This window comes from Streptomyces sp. NPDC026246 (assembly GCF_055567995.1).
Window position 1 is genome coordinate 62110 of sequence record NZ_JBVHPJ010000010.1, and the last position, 14872, is coordinate 76981.

The 14872-nt window shown below is 71.6% G+C and carries 12 protein-coding genes; all 12 read left to right on the forward strand.

Annotated features, from left to right (window positions below; translation table 11 throughout):
- The first annotated feature begins 144 nt into the window (after positions 1–144).
- The 12 genes from rsmH (at position 145) to pgeF (ending at position 14869) form a co-directional block, all read left to right on the forward strand.
- Positions 145–1101, forward strand: coding sequence for a 16S rRNA (cytosine(1402)-N(4))-methyltransferase RsmH (gene rsmH / locus ACZ4M5_RS24300; protein WP_467739934.1), 957 nt, complete (start codon positions 145–147; stop codon positions 1099–1101).
- 34 nt (positions 1102–1135) lie between these two features.
- Positions 1136–1585 (forward strand): cell division protein FtsL, encoded by a 450-nt coding sequence (gene ftsL / locus ACZ4M5_RS24305; protein WP_467739935.1) that lies wholly within the window; start codon positions 1136–1138, stop codon positions 1583–1585.
- A gap of 5 nt (positions 1586–1590) precedes the next feature.
- Positions 1591–3555: a peptidoglycan D,D-transpeptidase FtsI family protein gene (locus ACZ4M5_RS24310; RefSeq protein WP_467739936.1), complete on the forward strand. Its 1965-nt coding sequence runs from the start codon at positions 1591–1593 to the stop codon at positions 3553–3555.
- Positions 3556–3736: 181 nt separating this feature from the next.
- The gene (locus ACZ4M5_RS24315) at positions 3737–5257 is read left to right on the forward strand and encodes a UDP-N-acetylmuramoyl-L-alanyl-D-glutamate--2,6-diaminopimelate ligase (protein ID WP_467739937.1); all 1521 of its coding nucleotides are present in this window, start codon (positions 3737–3739) and stop codon (positions 5255–5257) included.
- A gap of 28 nt (positions 5258–5285) precedes the next feature.
- The gene (locus ACZ4M5_RS24320; protein WP_467739938.1) at positions 5286–6701 is read left to right on the forward strand and encodes a UDP-N-acetylmuramoyl-tripeptide--D-alanyl-D-alanine ligase; all 1416 of its coding nucleotides are present in this window, start codon (positions 5286–5288) and stop codon (positions 6699–6701) included.
- On the forward strand, positions 6701–7792 hold the full coding sequence (gene mraY / locus ACZ4M5_RS24325) for a phospho-N-acetylmuramoyl-pentapeptide-transferase (protein WP_467740132.1): 1092 nt from the start codon (positions 6701–6703) through the stop codon (positions 7790–7792). The genes ACZ4M5_RS24320 and mraY overlap by 1 nt, the downstream gene beginning before the upstream one ends.
- A complete protein-coding gene (gene murD, locus ACZ4M5_RS24330) occupies positions 7774–9216 on the forward strand; it encodes a UDP-N-acetylmuramoyl-L-alanine--D-glutamate ligase (RefSeq protein WP_467739939.1) in 1443 nt (480 codons plus the stop codon). The genes mraY and murD overlap by 19 nt, the downstream gene beginning before the upstream one ends.
- Positions 9217–9355: 139 nt before the next feature.
- On the forward strand, positions 9356–10720 hold the full coding sequence (gene ftsW / locus ACZ4M5_RS24335) for a putative lipid II flippase FtsW (RefSeq protein ID WP_467739940.1): 1365 nt from the start codon (positions 9356–9358) through the stop codon (positions 10718–10720).
- Positions 10721–10726: 6 nt separating this feature from the next.
- Positions 10727–11824 (forward strand): undecaprenyldiphospho-muramoylpentapeptide beta-N-acetylglucosaminyltransferase, encoded by a 1098-nt coding sequence (gene murG / locus ACZ4M5_RS24340; protein WP_467739941.1) that lies wholly within the window; start codon positions 10727–10729, stop codon positions 11822–11824.
- A gap of 26 nt (positions 11825–11850) precedes the next feature.
- A complete protein-coding gene (locus ACZ4M5_RS24345) occupies positions 11851–12645 on the forward strand; it encodes a cell division protein FtsQ/DivIB (RefSeq protein ID WP_467739942.1) in 795 nt (264 codons plus the stop codon).
- Positions 12646–12933: 288 nt separating this feature from the next.
- Positions 12934–14127, forward strand: coding sequence for a cell division protein FtsZ (ftsZ, locus tag ACZ4M5_RS24350; protein ID WP_369196222.1), 1194 nt, complete (start codon positions 12934–12936; stop codon positions 14125–14127).
- A gap of 10 nt (positions 14128–14137) precedes the next feature.
- The gene (pgeF, locus tag ACZ4M5_RS24355; RefSeq protein WP_467739943.1) at positions 14138–14869 is read left to right on the forward strand and encodes a peptidoglycan editing factor PgeF; all 732 of its coding nucleotides are present in this window, start codon (positions 14138–14140) and stop codon (positions 14867–14869) included.
- The last annotated feature ends 3 nt before the right edge of the window (positions 14870–14872 follow it).

Consider the following 14872-nt stretch of genomic DNA (forward strand, 5'->3'; position numbering starts at 1 on the left):
GCGCGTACGTACGGCTCGGCCTCCTCCCGCTCCCGGTCGGCTGACGCCCCCGGCGCCGGCGGGCCCCCCGTCACCGGGGCCCCCAGCCGGGGGAGGGCGGGGACCCGGCGGTGCGTACGGGCCCGCCGGATCTGAGAGGGCCCCTTGAGCCAGAGTCGACACGTCCCGGTGATGCTCCAGCGGTGCCTGGATCTGCTGGCACCCGCCCTGGAGGGCCCGGACGCGGTGGTCGTCGACTGCACTCTGGGCCTCGGCGGCCACAGCGAGGCCCTGCTGGAGCGGTTCCCCGGCGTCCGCCTCGTCGCCCTCGACCGCGACAAGGAGGCCCTGCGCCTGTCCGGCGAGCGCCTGGCACCCCACGGCGAGCGCGCCACCCTCGTGCACGCCGTCTACGACGAACTGCCCGAGGTGCTCGACCGGCTCGGCATCGCGGGCGTGCAGGGCGTCCTGTTCGACCTGGGCGTGTCCTCCATGCAGCTCGACGAGGCCGACCGCGGCTTCGCCTACGCGCAGGACGCCCCCCTCGACATGCGCATGGACCAGACGACCGGGATGAGCGCCGCCGAGGTCCTCAACACCTATCCGCCGGGCGAACTCGTGCGCATCCTGCGGGCCTACGGCGAGGAGAAGCAGGCCAAGCGGATCGTCGCCGCGATCGTGCGCGAGCGCGAGAAGGAGCCGTTCACCACCAGCACGCGGCTGGTCGAGCTGATCCGCGACGCCCTGCCGCAGGCCGCCAAGCGCACCGGCGGCAACCCGGCCAAGCGGACCTTCCAGGCCCTGCGCATCGAGGTCAACGGCGAACTCTCCGTCCTGGAGCGGGCGATCCCGGCCGCCGTGAAGGCCCTCGACGTGGGCGGCCGGATCGCCGTGCTGTCGTACCACTCGCTGGAGGACCGGCTGGTCAAGCAGGTCTTCGCGGCCGGCGCCGCCACCACCGCGCCGCCCGGACTGCCCGTCGTGCCCGAGCGCTACCAGCCGCGGCTCAAGCTGCTGACCCGGGGTGCCGAACTCCCCACCGAGGAGGAGATCGCCGAGAACCGGCGTGCCGCGCCCGCGCGACTGCGCGGAGCGCAGCGCATCAGGGCGGACGTCGAGTGAGCCGCGGGTGGCCGTCCCGGACCGAGGAGCGTGAGTGAGCAGCAAACCCGAACTGAAGGGCAGAGCGGCCCGTCTCGCGCGGCTCTTCCCGAACGGCCCGGGCCGGGCGGCCCGCACGCCCTTCGTCCTCCTGGTCGTCCTCCTCCTCGGCGGCGGACTCATCTGCCTGCTGGTGCTGAACTCCGCCCTCAGCGAAGGGGCGTTCAAGCTCGACGACCTCCAGCGCGAGACCAAGAGCCTCACCGACGAGGAGCAGGCCCTCCAGCGGGACATCGACGCCTACTCGGCGCCCGAGGCCCTCCAGCGCCGCGCCCGCGAGCTCGGCATGGTCCCCGGCGGCGACCCCGCCTTCCTCGGCCCCGACGGCAAGGTCAAGGGCGTCCCGGGTCCCGCCTCCGGCATCCGCCGCACCGACACCCACATCCCCCCGGTCCTCGCCCCCGAGGCCATGACCGACGGCCCCACCCAGACCCCCGGCAGGTGACGGAAGTGTCCGACAGGGAACCGCCCCGCCGTCGCGTGCCCGGCCCCGCACGGCCCGCCCGCCCCGACGCCCGGCGCCGCCCCGGCCCGGGCGCCCGCCCCGCCCGGCGGCCGTCACCGGGCCGCCGCCCGGCCCCCGCCAAGCAGCTCCGGCTCGGCAGCCCCCGCCCCCGCCTGCGCCTGGTGGGGCTCGCCCTGACCCTGGTCCTGACCGCCTTCGTGGTGCGGCTGTTCCAGGTGCAGGCCGTGGACGCGAGTACTTACGCCGCCAAGGCCGAGCAGAACCGCTACGTCGGGCAGGTGCTGGCCGCGGACCGCGGCGAGATCACCGACCGGTCCGGAGTGGCCCTGGCGACCAGCGAGGACGCCTACGACATCACCGCCGACCCCACGATGTTCGCCCCGGACATGCTGAAGATCGACGACGGGCCCGAGCAGGCGGCGGCCCTTCTCGCCCCGATCCTCGGCCAGGACCAGGAGGACCTGGTCGGCAAGCTCCGCCCGAAGAACGAGGCCCTGCGGTACGTGAAGCTCGCCTCCCGGCAGACCCCGCAGGTCTGGAAGCAGATCAAGGACCTGAAGTCCGCGCTCGCCAAGAAGGCGGAGACCGACAAGTCCGCGCGGAACGTCCTCGGCGGGGTCTTCTCGGTCGCCACCAGCAAGCGGGTGTACCCCAACGGCGAACTCGCCGCCGGGATACTGGGCTGGGTCAACTCCGAGGGCAAGCCCGGCGGCGGCATCGAACTGCAGCTGGACAAGCGGCTGGCCGGCAAGGACGGCAAGATCCGCTACGCCCAGTCCGGCGGCCGGCTCGTGCCCACCGCGGGAGGCGCGACCGAGACGCCGGCCGTCCCGGGCAGCGACGTCGAGCTCACCATCGACCGGGACATCCAGTGGGCCGCCCAGAAGGCCATCACCGACCAGGTGAAGGAGTCGGCGGCCGACCGCGGCTACGTCATCGTCCAGGACACCCGGACCGGGCAGATCCTCGCCATGGCGAACTCGCCCGGCTTCGACCCGAACGACCTCTCCGGTGCGGACCCCGCAGCCCTGGGCAACGCGGCCCTCCAGGACGCCTTCGAGCCCGGCTCCACGGCCAAGGTCATGTCGATGGCCGCCGTGCTGGAGGAAGACGCGGCCACCCCGGCGACCCACGTCGTCGTGCCCAACCGGCTGCACCGCGGCGACCGGCTGTTCAAGGACGACATCGACCACCCCACCTGGTACCTGACGCTGAACGGTGTCCTGGCCAAGTCCAGCAACATCGGCACCATCCTGGCCACCGGCCAGCTCGGCAAGACCCAGGCCCGGTCCAACAAGATCCTCTACGACTACCTGCGCAGGTTCGGCCTCGGCCACTACACCGGCCTGGGCTTCCCCGGCGAGACCCCGGGCATCCTCGCCCCGCCCGCCAAGTGGTCGACCTCGCAGCAGTACACGATCCCTTTCGGCCAGGGCGTGTCCATCAACGCGATGCAGGCGGCCTCCGTGTACTCGACCATCGCCAACGGCGGCGTACGCGTCGAGCCCACACTCGTGCGCGGCACCAAGGGACCCGACGGCCGCTACACCCCCGCCCCGAAGCCCGCGAAGACACGGGTCGTCAGCGCGAAGACGGCCAAGACCCTCGCGCAGATGCTGGAGTCCGTGGTGGACGACCAGGAGGGCACCGGCACCAAGGCGCGCATTCCCGGGTACCGCGTCGCGGGCAAGACGGGCACCGCCAACCGCGTGGATCCGGCCACCGGCAAGTACCACGGCTACACCTCGTCGTTCGCCGGGTTCGCGCCCGCCGACAAGCCCCGCATCACCGTCTACTGCGCCATCCAGAACGCCACGCAGGGCAGCTACTTCGGCGGGCAGATCTGCGGGCCGGTCTACAAGCAGGTCATGGAGTTCGCACTGAAGTCCCTCCAGGTCCCGCCGACCGGCGCCCCGCCCGCGAAACTCCCCGTCACCTTCGAGCGCTGACGGGCCGCAGGCCCAGGTCAGCACGGAACACACCAGGAACCACCTCGTGACGACGATCACTCCCGGCCCCGGGAACCACAACAGCCCCGGCCCCTCGCTTCGCCCGGAGGCGGGTACGCCCGGTACGCTCACCGCCGTGCCACACGCTGATCAGTCCCAAACCACCCAGAAGGGCCATCCCGTGACATACCCCGGGCCGCCCCGGCCGGTGCAGGTGTCCGCCACACCCCTCGCGGAACTCGCCGGTCAGCTGGGTGCTCCCACGCCGGAGAAGGCCGCCGAGGTCACGGGCATCACCCACGACTCGCGCGCCGTCCGCCCCGGCGACCTGTACGCCGCCCTGCCGGGCGCCCGGCTGCACGGAGCGGACTTCGTCACCCAGGCCGCGGGCCTCGGTGCCGCCGCCGTGCTGACCGACCCGACCGGCGCCGAGCGCGCCGCCGCGTCCGGACTGCCGGTCCTGGTCGTCGACGACCCGCGCGGGCGGATGGGCGAACTGGCCGCCACGATCTACGGCCACCCCGGCCGGGACCTGCTCCAGATCGGCATCACCGGCACCTCCGGCAAGACCACCACCGCCTACCTCGTCGAGGGCGGCCTGAAGACGGTCCGCTCCACCGGCCTGATCGGCACGGTGGAGATGCGCATCGGCGACGAGCGCATCAAGTCCGAGCGCACCACCCCCGAAGCCACCGACCTGCAGGCCCTGTTCGCCGTCATGCGCGAGCGCGGTGTCGAGGCGGTCGCCATGGAGGTCTCCAGCCACGCCCTGGTCCTCGGCCGGGTCGACGGCTGCGTCTTCGACATCGGCGTCTTCACCAACCTCAGCCCGGAACACATGGAGTTCCACTCCGACATGGAGGACTACTTCCGGGCCAAGGCGCAGCTCTTCACGCCCGAACGCGGCAGGCTCGGCGTGGTCAACGTCGACGACGAGTACGGCCGCAGGCTGGCCAACGAGGCCACCGTCCCGGTCGTCACCTACTCCGCCGAGGGCCACCCCGACGCCGACTGGCGCGCCGAGGACGTCGAGATCGGCCGGCTGGACTCGACGTTCACCGTCGTCGGCCCCAAGGGGGAGCGGATCGCGGCCAGGTCGCCGCTGCCCGGCCCGTTCAACGTGGCCAACACCCTCGCCGCGATCGTCGCCCTGGCCGTCGCCGGGCTCGACCCGCAGGCCGCCGCCGACGGCGTCGCCGCCGTCCCGGGCGTGCCGGGCCGTCTGGAGCGCGTCGACGCCGGCCAGCCGTACCTCGCGGTCGTCGACTACGCGCACAAGACCGACGCCGTCGAGTCCGTGCTGCGCGCCCTGCGCAAGGTCACCGAGGGCAAGCTGCACATCGTCCTGGGCTGCGGCGGCGACCGGGACACCACCAAGCGCGAGCCGATGGGCGCCGCCGCGGCCCGGCTCGCCGACACCGCCGTGCTGACCTCCGACAACCCCCGCTCCGAGGACCCGCTCGCGATCCTCGCCACGATGCTGCAGGGCGCGGCGTCCGTGCCGGCGCACGAGCGCGGCGAGGTGCAGGTCTTCGAGGACCGGGCCGCCGCGATCGCCGCCGCCGTCGCCCGCGCCGAACCGGGCGACACCGTGCTGGTCGCCGGCAAGGGCCACGAGCAGGGCCAGGACATCGCCGGGGTGGTCCGTCCCTTCGACGACCGCCAGGTGCTGCGCGAAGCCATCCAGAAGACCCAGGGATGAAAATCCAGAAGACCCAGGGGATGAACTTGTGATCGCCCTCTCCCTCGCCGAGATCGCAGAAGTCGTCGGCGGGCAGACGCACGACATACCGGATCCGTCCGTCGAGGTCACCGGCCCGGTCGTCCGGGACTCCCGCGAGGCGGGACCGGGCAGCCTGTTCGTGGCCTTCGCCGGCGAGCGGGTGGACGGCCACGACTTCGCGGCGGCCGTCGTCGAGGCGGGAGCGGTGGCCGTCCTCGGCACCCGTCCCGTCGGCGTGCCCGCGATCGTCGTGGACGACGTGCAGAACGCCCTCGGCGCCCTCGCCCGGCACGTCGTGGCCCGGCTCGGCGCCACCCTCGTCGCCCTCACCGGCTCGGCCGGCAAGACCAGCACCAAGGACCTCATCGCGCAGGTGCTCCAGCGCAAGGCCCCCACGGTGTTCACGCCCGGCTCGCTCAACAACGAGATCGGCCTGCCGCTGACCGCGCTCAGCGCCACCGAGGAGACGAAGTTCCTCGTCCTGGAGATGGGCGCCCGCGGCATCGGGCACATCCGCTACCTCACCGGCCTGACACCCCCCAGGGTCGGTCTGGTCCTCAACGTCGGCAGCGCCCACATCGGCGAGTTCGGCGGCCGCGAGCAGATCGCCCAGGCCAAGGGCGAACTCGTCGAGTCCCTGCCCGCCGAGGCCGACGGCGGCACCGCGATCCTCAACGCGGACGACCCCTACGTCCGGGCCATGGCCTCCCGTACGAAGGCGAAGGTGCTGTTCTTCGGAGAGTCCGGCGAAGCGGACGTTCGTGCCGAGAACGTGCGACTCACGGACACCGGACAGCCCTCGTTCAGGCTTCACACACCCTCCGGTGCAAGTGATGTGACCATGCGCCTGTACGGTGAGCATCACGTGTCGAACGCGCTCGCCGCGGCCGCCGTCGCCCACGAGTTGGGCATGTCCGCAGACGAGATCGCCCTCGCGCTCTCCGAGGCGGGCTCCCTCTCCCGCTGGCGGATGGAGGTCACCGAGCGCCCGGACGGCGTGACGGTCGTCAACGACGCCTACAACGCGAACCCCGAGTCCATGAAGGCCGCGCTGCGCGCGCTGGTGGCGATCGGCAAGGGGCGTCGTACGTGGGCGGTGCTCGGCAAGATGGCCGAGCTCGGGGACGAGGCTCTCGCCGAGCACGACGCGGTCGGACGGCTCGCCGTCCGGCTCAACGTCAGCAAGCTCGTCGCGGTCGGTGGCAGGGAAGCCGCCTGGCTGCAACTGGGCGCATATAACGAGGGTTCGTGGGGTGAGGAGTCGGTGCACGTGTCCGACGCACAGGCGGCGGTCGACCTGTTGCGCAGCGAGCTGCGCCCGGGGGACGTCGTACTCGTGAAGGCGTCCCGTTCGGTCGGGCTCGAGACGGTGGCCCAGGCGCTGCTCGAGACCGGTGCCGAGGGTGAGGTTTCCGCCCGATGATGAAGCAGATCCTGTTCGCGGGAGTCATTGGTCTGTTCCTCACACTGATCGGCACCCCGCTGCTGATCAAGCTCCTCGCGCGCAAGGGCTACGGCCAGTACATCCGCGACGACGGCCCGCGCGAGCACGCCAGCAAGCGCGGTACGCCGACCATGGGCGGTATCGCCTTCATCCTGGCGACCGTCGCCGCGTACTTCCTGGCCAAGGTGATCACCGGTTACGTGGACCCGGACGTCGACGCGGCGCCCACCTTCTCGGGTCTGCTGGTGCTCGGCCTGATGGTCGGCATGGGCCTGGTCGGCTTCCTCGACGACTACATCAAGATCGTCAAACGGCGTTCGCTGGGTCTGCGGGCCAAGGCGAAGATGGCCGGCCAACTGATCGTCGGCATCGGCTTCGCCGTGCTGTCGCTGCAGTTCGCGGACAACCGCGGCAACACCCCGGCCTCCACGAAGCTGTCGTTCATCACGGACTTCGGCTGGACGATCGGCCCCGTGCTGTTCGTCGTCTGGGCGCTGTTCATGATCCTCGCCATGTCCAACGGCGTGAACCTGACCGACGGTCTGGACGGTCTGGCCACCGGCGCCTCGGTGCTGGTCTTCGGCGCCTACACCTTCATCGGCGTCTGGCAGTTCCAGGAGTCCTGCGCCAACGCGCAGACCCTCACCAACCCCGGCGCGTGCTACGAGGTGCGCGACCCGCTCGACCTCGCGGTGGTCGCCTCCGCGCTGATGGGCGCCTGCCTCGGCTTCCTGTGGTGGAACACCTCGCCGGCCAAGATCTTCATGGGCGACACCGGTTCGCTCGCGCTCGGCGGTGTGCTCGCCGGCCTCGCGATCTGCTCGCGCACCGAGCTGCTGATGGCCATCCTCGGCGGCCTGTTCGTCCTCATCACCATGTCCGTGGTGATCCAGGTCGGTTCCTTCCGCCTGACCGGAAAGCGCGTCTTCCGGATGGCGCCACTCCAGCACCACTTCGAACTCAAGGGCTGGTCCGAAGTCCTGGTGGTGGTCCGCTTCTGGATCATCCAGGGCATCTGTGTGATCGTCGGACTGGGCCTCTTCTATGCGGGATGGGCAGCGGACAAGTGACCTCCTCGGAGCCCTTCGACTTCCAGGGCAAGCACGTCACCGTCGCCGGGCTCGGCGTCTCGGGCGTCCCGGCGGCCAAGGTGCTGCACGGCCTCGGCGCGCGCGTCACGGTCGTCAACGACGGCGCGGACGAGCGCGCCCGGGCGCAGGCCGCCGAACTGGAGGCGCTCGGCATCACCGTGCGCCTCGGCGACGGCGACAGCCTCCCGGAGGGCACCGAGCTGATCGTCACCGCGCCCGGCTGGAAGCCGGACAAGCCGCTGTTCGGGGCGGCGGAGCAGGCGGGCGTGCCGGTCTGGGGCGATGTCGAACTGGCCTGGCGCCTGCGCGGCCCCGACGCCGCCGACTGGCTCGCCGTCACGGGCACCAACGGCAAGACCACCACCGTCCAGATGCTCGCGTCGATCCTGAAGGCGGCCGGGCTGCGCACCGCCGCCGTCGGCAACATCGGCGTCTCGCTCCTGGACGCGGTCCTCGGCGAGGAGACGTACGACGTCCTGGCCGTGGAACTGTCCAGCTACCAGCTGCACTGGGCGCCCTCGCTGCGCGCCCACTCCGCGGCCGTGCTGAACCTCGCCCCCGACCACCTCGACTGGCACGGCTCCATGGAGGCGTACGCCAAGGACAAGGGCCGCATCTACGAGGGCAATCGCATCGCCTGCGTCTACAACGTGGCCGACAAGGCCACCGAGGACCTGGTCCGCGAGGCCGATGTCGAGGAGGGCTGCCGCGCCGTCGGCTTCACCCTCGGCACCCCGGCACCCTCCCAACTCGGCGTCGTCGAGGGCATCCTGGTCGACCGCGCCTTCGTCGAGGACCGGCACAAGAACGCCCAGGAGCTCGCCGAGGTCGCCGACGTCAGCCCGCCGGCCCCGCACAACATCGCCAACGCCCTCGCGGCGGCCGCCCTCGCCCGCGCCTACGGCGTCCCCGCCAAGGCCGTACGGGACGGCCTGCGGGCCTTCACGCCCGACGCCCACCGCATCGCGCACGTGGCCGACGTGGACGGCGTGGCCTGGGTCGACGACTCCAAGGCCACCAACACGCATGCCGCAGAAGCCTCGTTGGCGGCCTACGAGTCCATCGTGTGGATCGCGGGCGGACTCGCCAAGGGCGCCTCCTTCGACGAGCTGGTCGCCAAGTCGGCGGCCCGGCTGCGCGGCGCCGTCCTCATCGGCGCCGACCGCGCGCTCATCCGCGAAGCCCTGGCGCGACACGCCCCGGAAGTACCCGTCGTCGACCTCGACCGGACCGACACTGGGGCGATGCGCGCGGCGGTCGACGAGGCCCGGCGGCTCGCCCGCCCCGGCGACACGGTGCTGCTGGCACCGGCGTGCGCCTCCATGGACATGTTCGTCAACTACAACAAGCGCGGGGACGCTTTCGCGGACGCCGTTCGTGAGCTCGGCTCCGCCGAGGGCTGACCCGGGTTCCGCCACGCCCGGCGGGGACGCCGGGCGTACCTGGGAGGGACGCGTGACACGGATGCGGCTGGTGCCCGAGCAGTGGCCTGACGGCCCGCACGGCAAGGCGATCCCCTCCGGCACGGCGGGGTGAGCGCGGATGCCCACCAGCCGCACCGGACGGCCCCCCGTCGCGCGCGCACCCAAGCGCCCCGCCCCGTCCCGCTCGCTGCGCGACAACCCCGTCTCGGCCTTCTACGACCGGGCGCGCCGGGGCTGGGACCGGCCGCTCACGGCGTACTACCTCGTCCTGGGCGGCAGCGCGCTGATCACCGTGCTGGGGCTCGTGATGGTCTACTCGGCCTCCCAGATCACCGCGTTGCAGATGTCCCTGCCGGGCTCCTACTTCTTCCGCAAGCAGCTGCTCGCGGCCGCCATCGGCACCGGACTGCTGCTCGCCGCGTCCCGCATGCCGGTGCGGCTGCACCGCGCGCTGGCCTACCCCATCCTCGCGGGCGCCGTCTGCCTCATGGCCCTGGTGCAGGTGCCGGGGATAGGAGTCTCGGTCAACGGCAACCAGAACTGGATCGCCCTCGGCGGCTCCTTCCAGATCCAGCCCAGTGAGTTCGGCAAGCTCGCCCTGGTGCTGTGGGGCGCCGACCTGCTGGCCCGCAAACAGGACAAGCGGCTGCTGAACCAGTGGAAGCACATGCTGGTGCCGCTGGTGCCGGCCGCGTTCATGCTGCTCGGCCTCATCATGATCGGCGGCGACATGGGTACCGCGATCATCCTCACGGCCATCCTGTTCGGCCTGCTGTGGCTGGCCGGGGCGCCCACGCGGCTGTTCGCCGGCGTGCTGTCGGTCGCCGCCGTGCTCGGCCTGATCCTCATCAAGACCAGCCCCAACCGCATGGCCCGCCTGCAGTGCCTGGGCGCCACCGAGCCGCAGTCCGGCCCGGTCGACTGCTGGCAGGCCGTGCACGGCATCTACGCCCTGGCCTCCGGCGGGATCTTCGGTTCCGGGCTGGGCGCGAGCGTGGAGAAATGGGGCCAACTACCCGAAGCCCACACCGACTTCATCTTCGCCGTCACCGGTGAGGAACTGGGCCTCGCGGGGACGCTGTCGGTCCTCGCCCTCTTCGCGGCTCTAGGCTATGCGGGTATCCGCGTGGCCGGACGCACGGAGGACCCCTTCGTCAGGTATGCCGCGGGAGGCGTGACCACCTGGATCACGGCCCAGGCCGTGATCAACATCGGTGCGGTGCTCGGTCTGCTGCCGATCGCCGGTGTCCCCCTCCCGCTGTTCTCCTACGGAGGATCCGCCCTGCTGCCGACCATGTTCGCCATCGGGTTGCTGATCGCCTTCGCACGCGACGAGCCCGCTGCGCGGGCGGCGCTTGCGATGCGGCAACCCCGCTTTGGTAGAAAGCGGGGGGCTGGGGGCACCCGTTCCGGTCGGAGTCCCCGGAGATGGAACACGATGCGACGGCGCGCCTCGGTGGCGCGTCCGTCCGGAGAGCGGTGAATTTCGGTGCATGTCGTACTCGCCGGCGGAGGAACCGCGGGCCACATCGAGCCCGCGCTCGCCCTCGCGGACGCCCTGCGCAGGCAGGATCCGACCGTGGGGATCACGGCCCTGGGCACGGAACGCGGGCTCGAGACCCGTCTCGTACCCGAGCGCGGGTACGAACTGGCGCTGATCCCGGCCGTTCCGCTGCCGCGCAAGCCCACCCCCGAGCTGATCACGGTCCCGGGCCGGCTGCGCGGCACGATCAAGGCCACCGAGCAGATCCTGGAGCGCACCAAGGCGGACGCGGTGGTCGGCTTCGGCGGCTACGTCGCCCTGCCCGGCTACCTCGCGGCCAAGCGCCTGGGTGTGCCGATCGTCATCCACGAGGCCAACGCCCGGCCGGGCCTGGCCAACAAGATCGGCTCCCGCTACGCCAGCCAGGTCGCCGTGTCCACCCCGGACAGCAAGCTGCGCGGCGCCCGGTACATCGGCATCCCGCTGCGGCGCTCCATCGCCACCCTGGACCGGGCCGCCGTACGCCCCGAGGCCCGGGCCGCGTTCGGGCTCGACCCCAACCTGCCCACGCTGCTCGTCACGGGCGGCTCCCAGGGCGCCCGCCGGCTGAACGAGGTCGTCCAGCAGGTCGCGCCCTGGCTGCAGCAGGCCGGAATCCAGATCCTGCACGCGGTCGGGCCGAAGAACGAACTGCCGCAGGTCCACCAGATGCCGGGAATGCCGCCGTACGTACCGGTAAGTTACCTGGACCGGATGGACCTCGCGTACGCCGCGGCCGACATGATGCTCTGCCGCGCGGGCGCGATGACCGTCGCCGAACTCTCCGCCGTCGGGCTCCCGGCCGCCTACGTCCCGCTGCCCATCGGCAACGGCGAACAGCGGCTCAACGCCCAGCCGGTGGTCAAGGCCGGCGGCGGCCTGCTGGTCGACGACGCGGAGCTGACCCCCGAGTGGGTCCAGCAGAATGTCCTGCCCGTGCTCGCCGACCCGCACCGGCTGTACCAGATGTCCCGCGCCGCCGCCGAGTTCGGCCGCCGGGACGCCGACGACCTGCTCGTCGGCATGGTGTACGAGGCGATCGCCGCCGCTCGTGCACACCGCTAGGCCCGTATGACGGAAGGCAGGGGAGCGTGGCCGGATCGACCACCGCCGAGCGCGGTGAACGCCAGCAGAGGTCGTCCGGCCCGCCGCCCGCAAGACGCCTGCGGCGGCGCCACGTTCGTGTGATCGTCATCCTGGTGCTGGCCCTGGTCTTCCTCGGCATCCCGGGCGTCTGGCTGTTCTACGGCTCCGACTGGCTGCGCGCCGAGCACGTCTCGGTGTCGGGCACCCGGGTCCTGACGCCGGCTCAGGTCGAGGCGGCCGCGGACGTTCCCCTCGGCGATCCGCTCGTCTCCGTCGACACCGGCGCGATCGAGGCGCGGTTGCGCCGGGAACTGCCCCGGATCGACTCGGTCGACGTCGTCCGTTCCTGGCCCCATGGCATCGACCTGGACGTGGTCGAGCGGACTCCGGTTCTGGTGGTCCGCACCAGCGGCAAGTTCGTCGAAGTGGACGACGAAGGTGTCCGTTTCGCCACGGTGTCCAAGGCGCCAAAAGGCGTTCCCGCACTGGAATTGACGCTGTCCAGGTCCGGATCCGCCGCGGCGAGCCTGCGCCGCTTCGGCGAGGCCCGGCTGGTGCGCGAGGCCGTCGCCGTCGCACGCGCCGTCCCGGCGGCCGTCGCGCGCGACACGCGGACCGTCAAGGTCCGTTCCTACGACGACATCTCGCTGGAGTTGCGGGACGGCCGCACCGTCGCGTGGGGCAGCAGTGAGAAGGGCCCCGCGAAGGCCCGTACCCTCACCGCCCTGATGAAAGCAACGCCCGATGCGGGGTACTTCGACGTGAGTGTGCCCACCGCTCCCGCGTCATCGGGGAGTTGACGCACATCCGCGCAGGCCAGCACCCTGGTTGGGCAGTGCTACGGCTGATCACATAGGGTGAAAAGAAAAACGGGAGGTTCGGCGTGTTCGTTGAACGTGCGCCACTTGTCGACTTAGTGTCCTGTTCAGAAGACTCCAAGGAACAGACACACTGGTAACCCTAAACTTCAGGGTTAGGGTTCGGGTCGGCGATACGGACCGTCCCATTCGGCATCAGTCGTCGGGTCGCGGGGCGCAAGGCGTCACGGTGATCCGGCGACACGTAACTCGAGGCGAGAGGCCTTCGACGTGGCAGCACCGCAGAACTACCTCGCAGTCATCAAAGTCATCGGTGTCGGCGGCGGTGGTGTCAATGCCATCAACCGGATGATCGAGGTCGGTCTCAAGGGCGTCGAGTTCATCGCCATCAACACCGACGCGCAAGCTCTGTTGATGAGCGACGCCGACGTCAAGCTGGACGTCGGCAGGGAACTCACCCGCGGACTCGGCGCCGGAGCCAACCCGGCCGTGGGCCGCAAGGCCGCCGAGGACCACCGCGAGGAGATCGAGGAGGTCCTCAAGGGGGCCGACATGGTCTTCGTGACAGCCGGTGAAGGCGGCGGCACCGGCACCGGCGGCGCGCCCGTCGTGGCCAACATCGCCCGCTCCCTGGGCGCCCTCACCATCGGTGTGGTCACGCGCCCGTTCACCTTCGAGGGACGGCGCCGGGCGAACCAGGCGGAGGACGGCATCGCCGAGCTCCGTGAAGAGGTCGACACCCTCATCGTCATCCCGAACGACCGGCTGCTGTCCATCTCGGACCGCCAGGTCTCGGTCCTCGACGCCTTCAAGTCGGCCGACCAGGTCCTGCTCTCCGGTGTCCAGGGCATCACCGACCTCATCACTACCCCCGGCCTCATCAACCTGGACTTCGCCGACGTCAAGTCGGTCATGTCCGAGGCCGGCTCGGCCCTCATGGGCATCGGCTCGGCCCGCGGCGACGACCGCGCGGTGGCCGCCGCCGAGATGGCGATCTCCTCGCCGCTGCTGGAGGCGTCCATCGACGGCGCCCGCGGTGTCCTGCTCTCGATCTCCGGTGGCTCCGACCTCGGCCTGTTCGAGATCAACGAGGCCGCCCAGCTGGTCAGCGAGGCCGCGCACCCCGAGGCCAACATCATCTTCGGCGCGGTCATCGACGACGCCCTCGGTGACGAGGTCCGGGTCACCGTGATCGCCGCCGGGTTCGACGGGGGCCAGCCCCCGGCCCGCCGGGACAACGTCCTCGGCTCCTCCTCGGCCAAGCGCGAGGAGCCGGCCCCGGTCCGCCAGGCCGAGAGCCGCCCGTCCTTCGGGTCGCTCGGCAGCGTGACCCCGAAGGAGGACCCGGAGCCCGCGCCGAAGCCGGTCGAGGACATCCCGGTCGCCCCGCCGGTCCCGCCGGCGCCGCGGACCTACTCGGACAGCGCGGCCGAGGAACTGGACGTACCGGACTTCCTCAAGTGATCCTTCTGACGTGATAGGACAGCGCGAGAGCGTGAGCGGCGCGCACTTCGCCTTCACCGACCGGTGGGGCGGGGTGAGCGCCGCTCCGTATGAGGAGCTCAACCTCGGCGGAGCGGTCGGCGACGACCCCGAAGCCGTACGCACCAACCGGGAGCTGGCCGCCAAGTCCCTGGGCGTCGCACCCGAGCTGGTCGTCTGGATGAACCAGGTGCACGGCGCGGACGTGGCGGTGGTCGACGGTCCGTGGGAATCGTCGGCCGGCCTTCCGTCCGTCGACGCGATCGTCACCACGCGCCCGGGTCTCGCCCTGGCCGTGCTCACCGCCGACTGCGTGCCGGTGCTGCTGGCCGACCCGGTCGCCCGGATCGCCGCGGCGGCTCACGCGGGCCGGCCGGGCATGGTCGCCGGTGTCGTCCCTGCCGCGGTGCGCGCCATGACCGAACTGGGGGCCGAGCCCTCCCGCATCGTCGCCCGCACCGGACCCACCGTGTGCGGCCGGTGCTACGAAGTGCCCGGCGAGATGCGCGCCGAGGTGTCCGCCGTCGAGCCGGCGGCGTACGCCGAGACGAGTTGGGGCACGCCGGCGGTCGACGTGAGCGCCGGAGTGCACGCCCAGCTGGAACGGCTCGGAGTGCGCGACCGGGAGCGGTCACCGGTGTGCACGCTGGAATCACACGATCACTTCTCGTACCGCCGCGACCGCACCACCGGTCGGCTCGCGGGCTATGTGTGGCTGGACTGATGG

Bases quoted from the DNA above. Each gene is read 5' to 3' on its own strand.
- mraY (WP_467740132.1), top strand. From the start codon at position 6,701: ATGAAGCAGATCCTGTTCGCGGGAGTCATTGGTCTGTTCCTCACACTG.
- murD (WP_467739939.1), top strand. From the start codon at position 7,774: ATGGGCAGCGGACAAGTGACCTCCTCGGAGCCCTTCGACTTCCAGGGC.
- ftsW (WP_467739940.1), top strand. From the start codon at position 9,356: ATGCCCACCAGCCGCACCGGACGGCCCCCCGTCGCGCGCGCACCCAAG.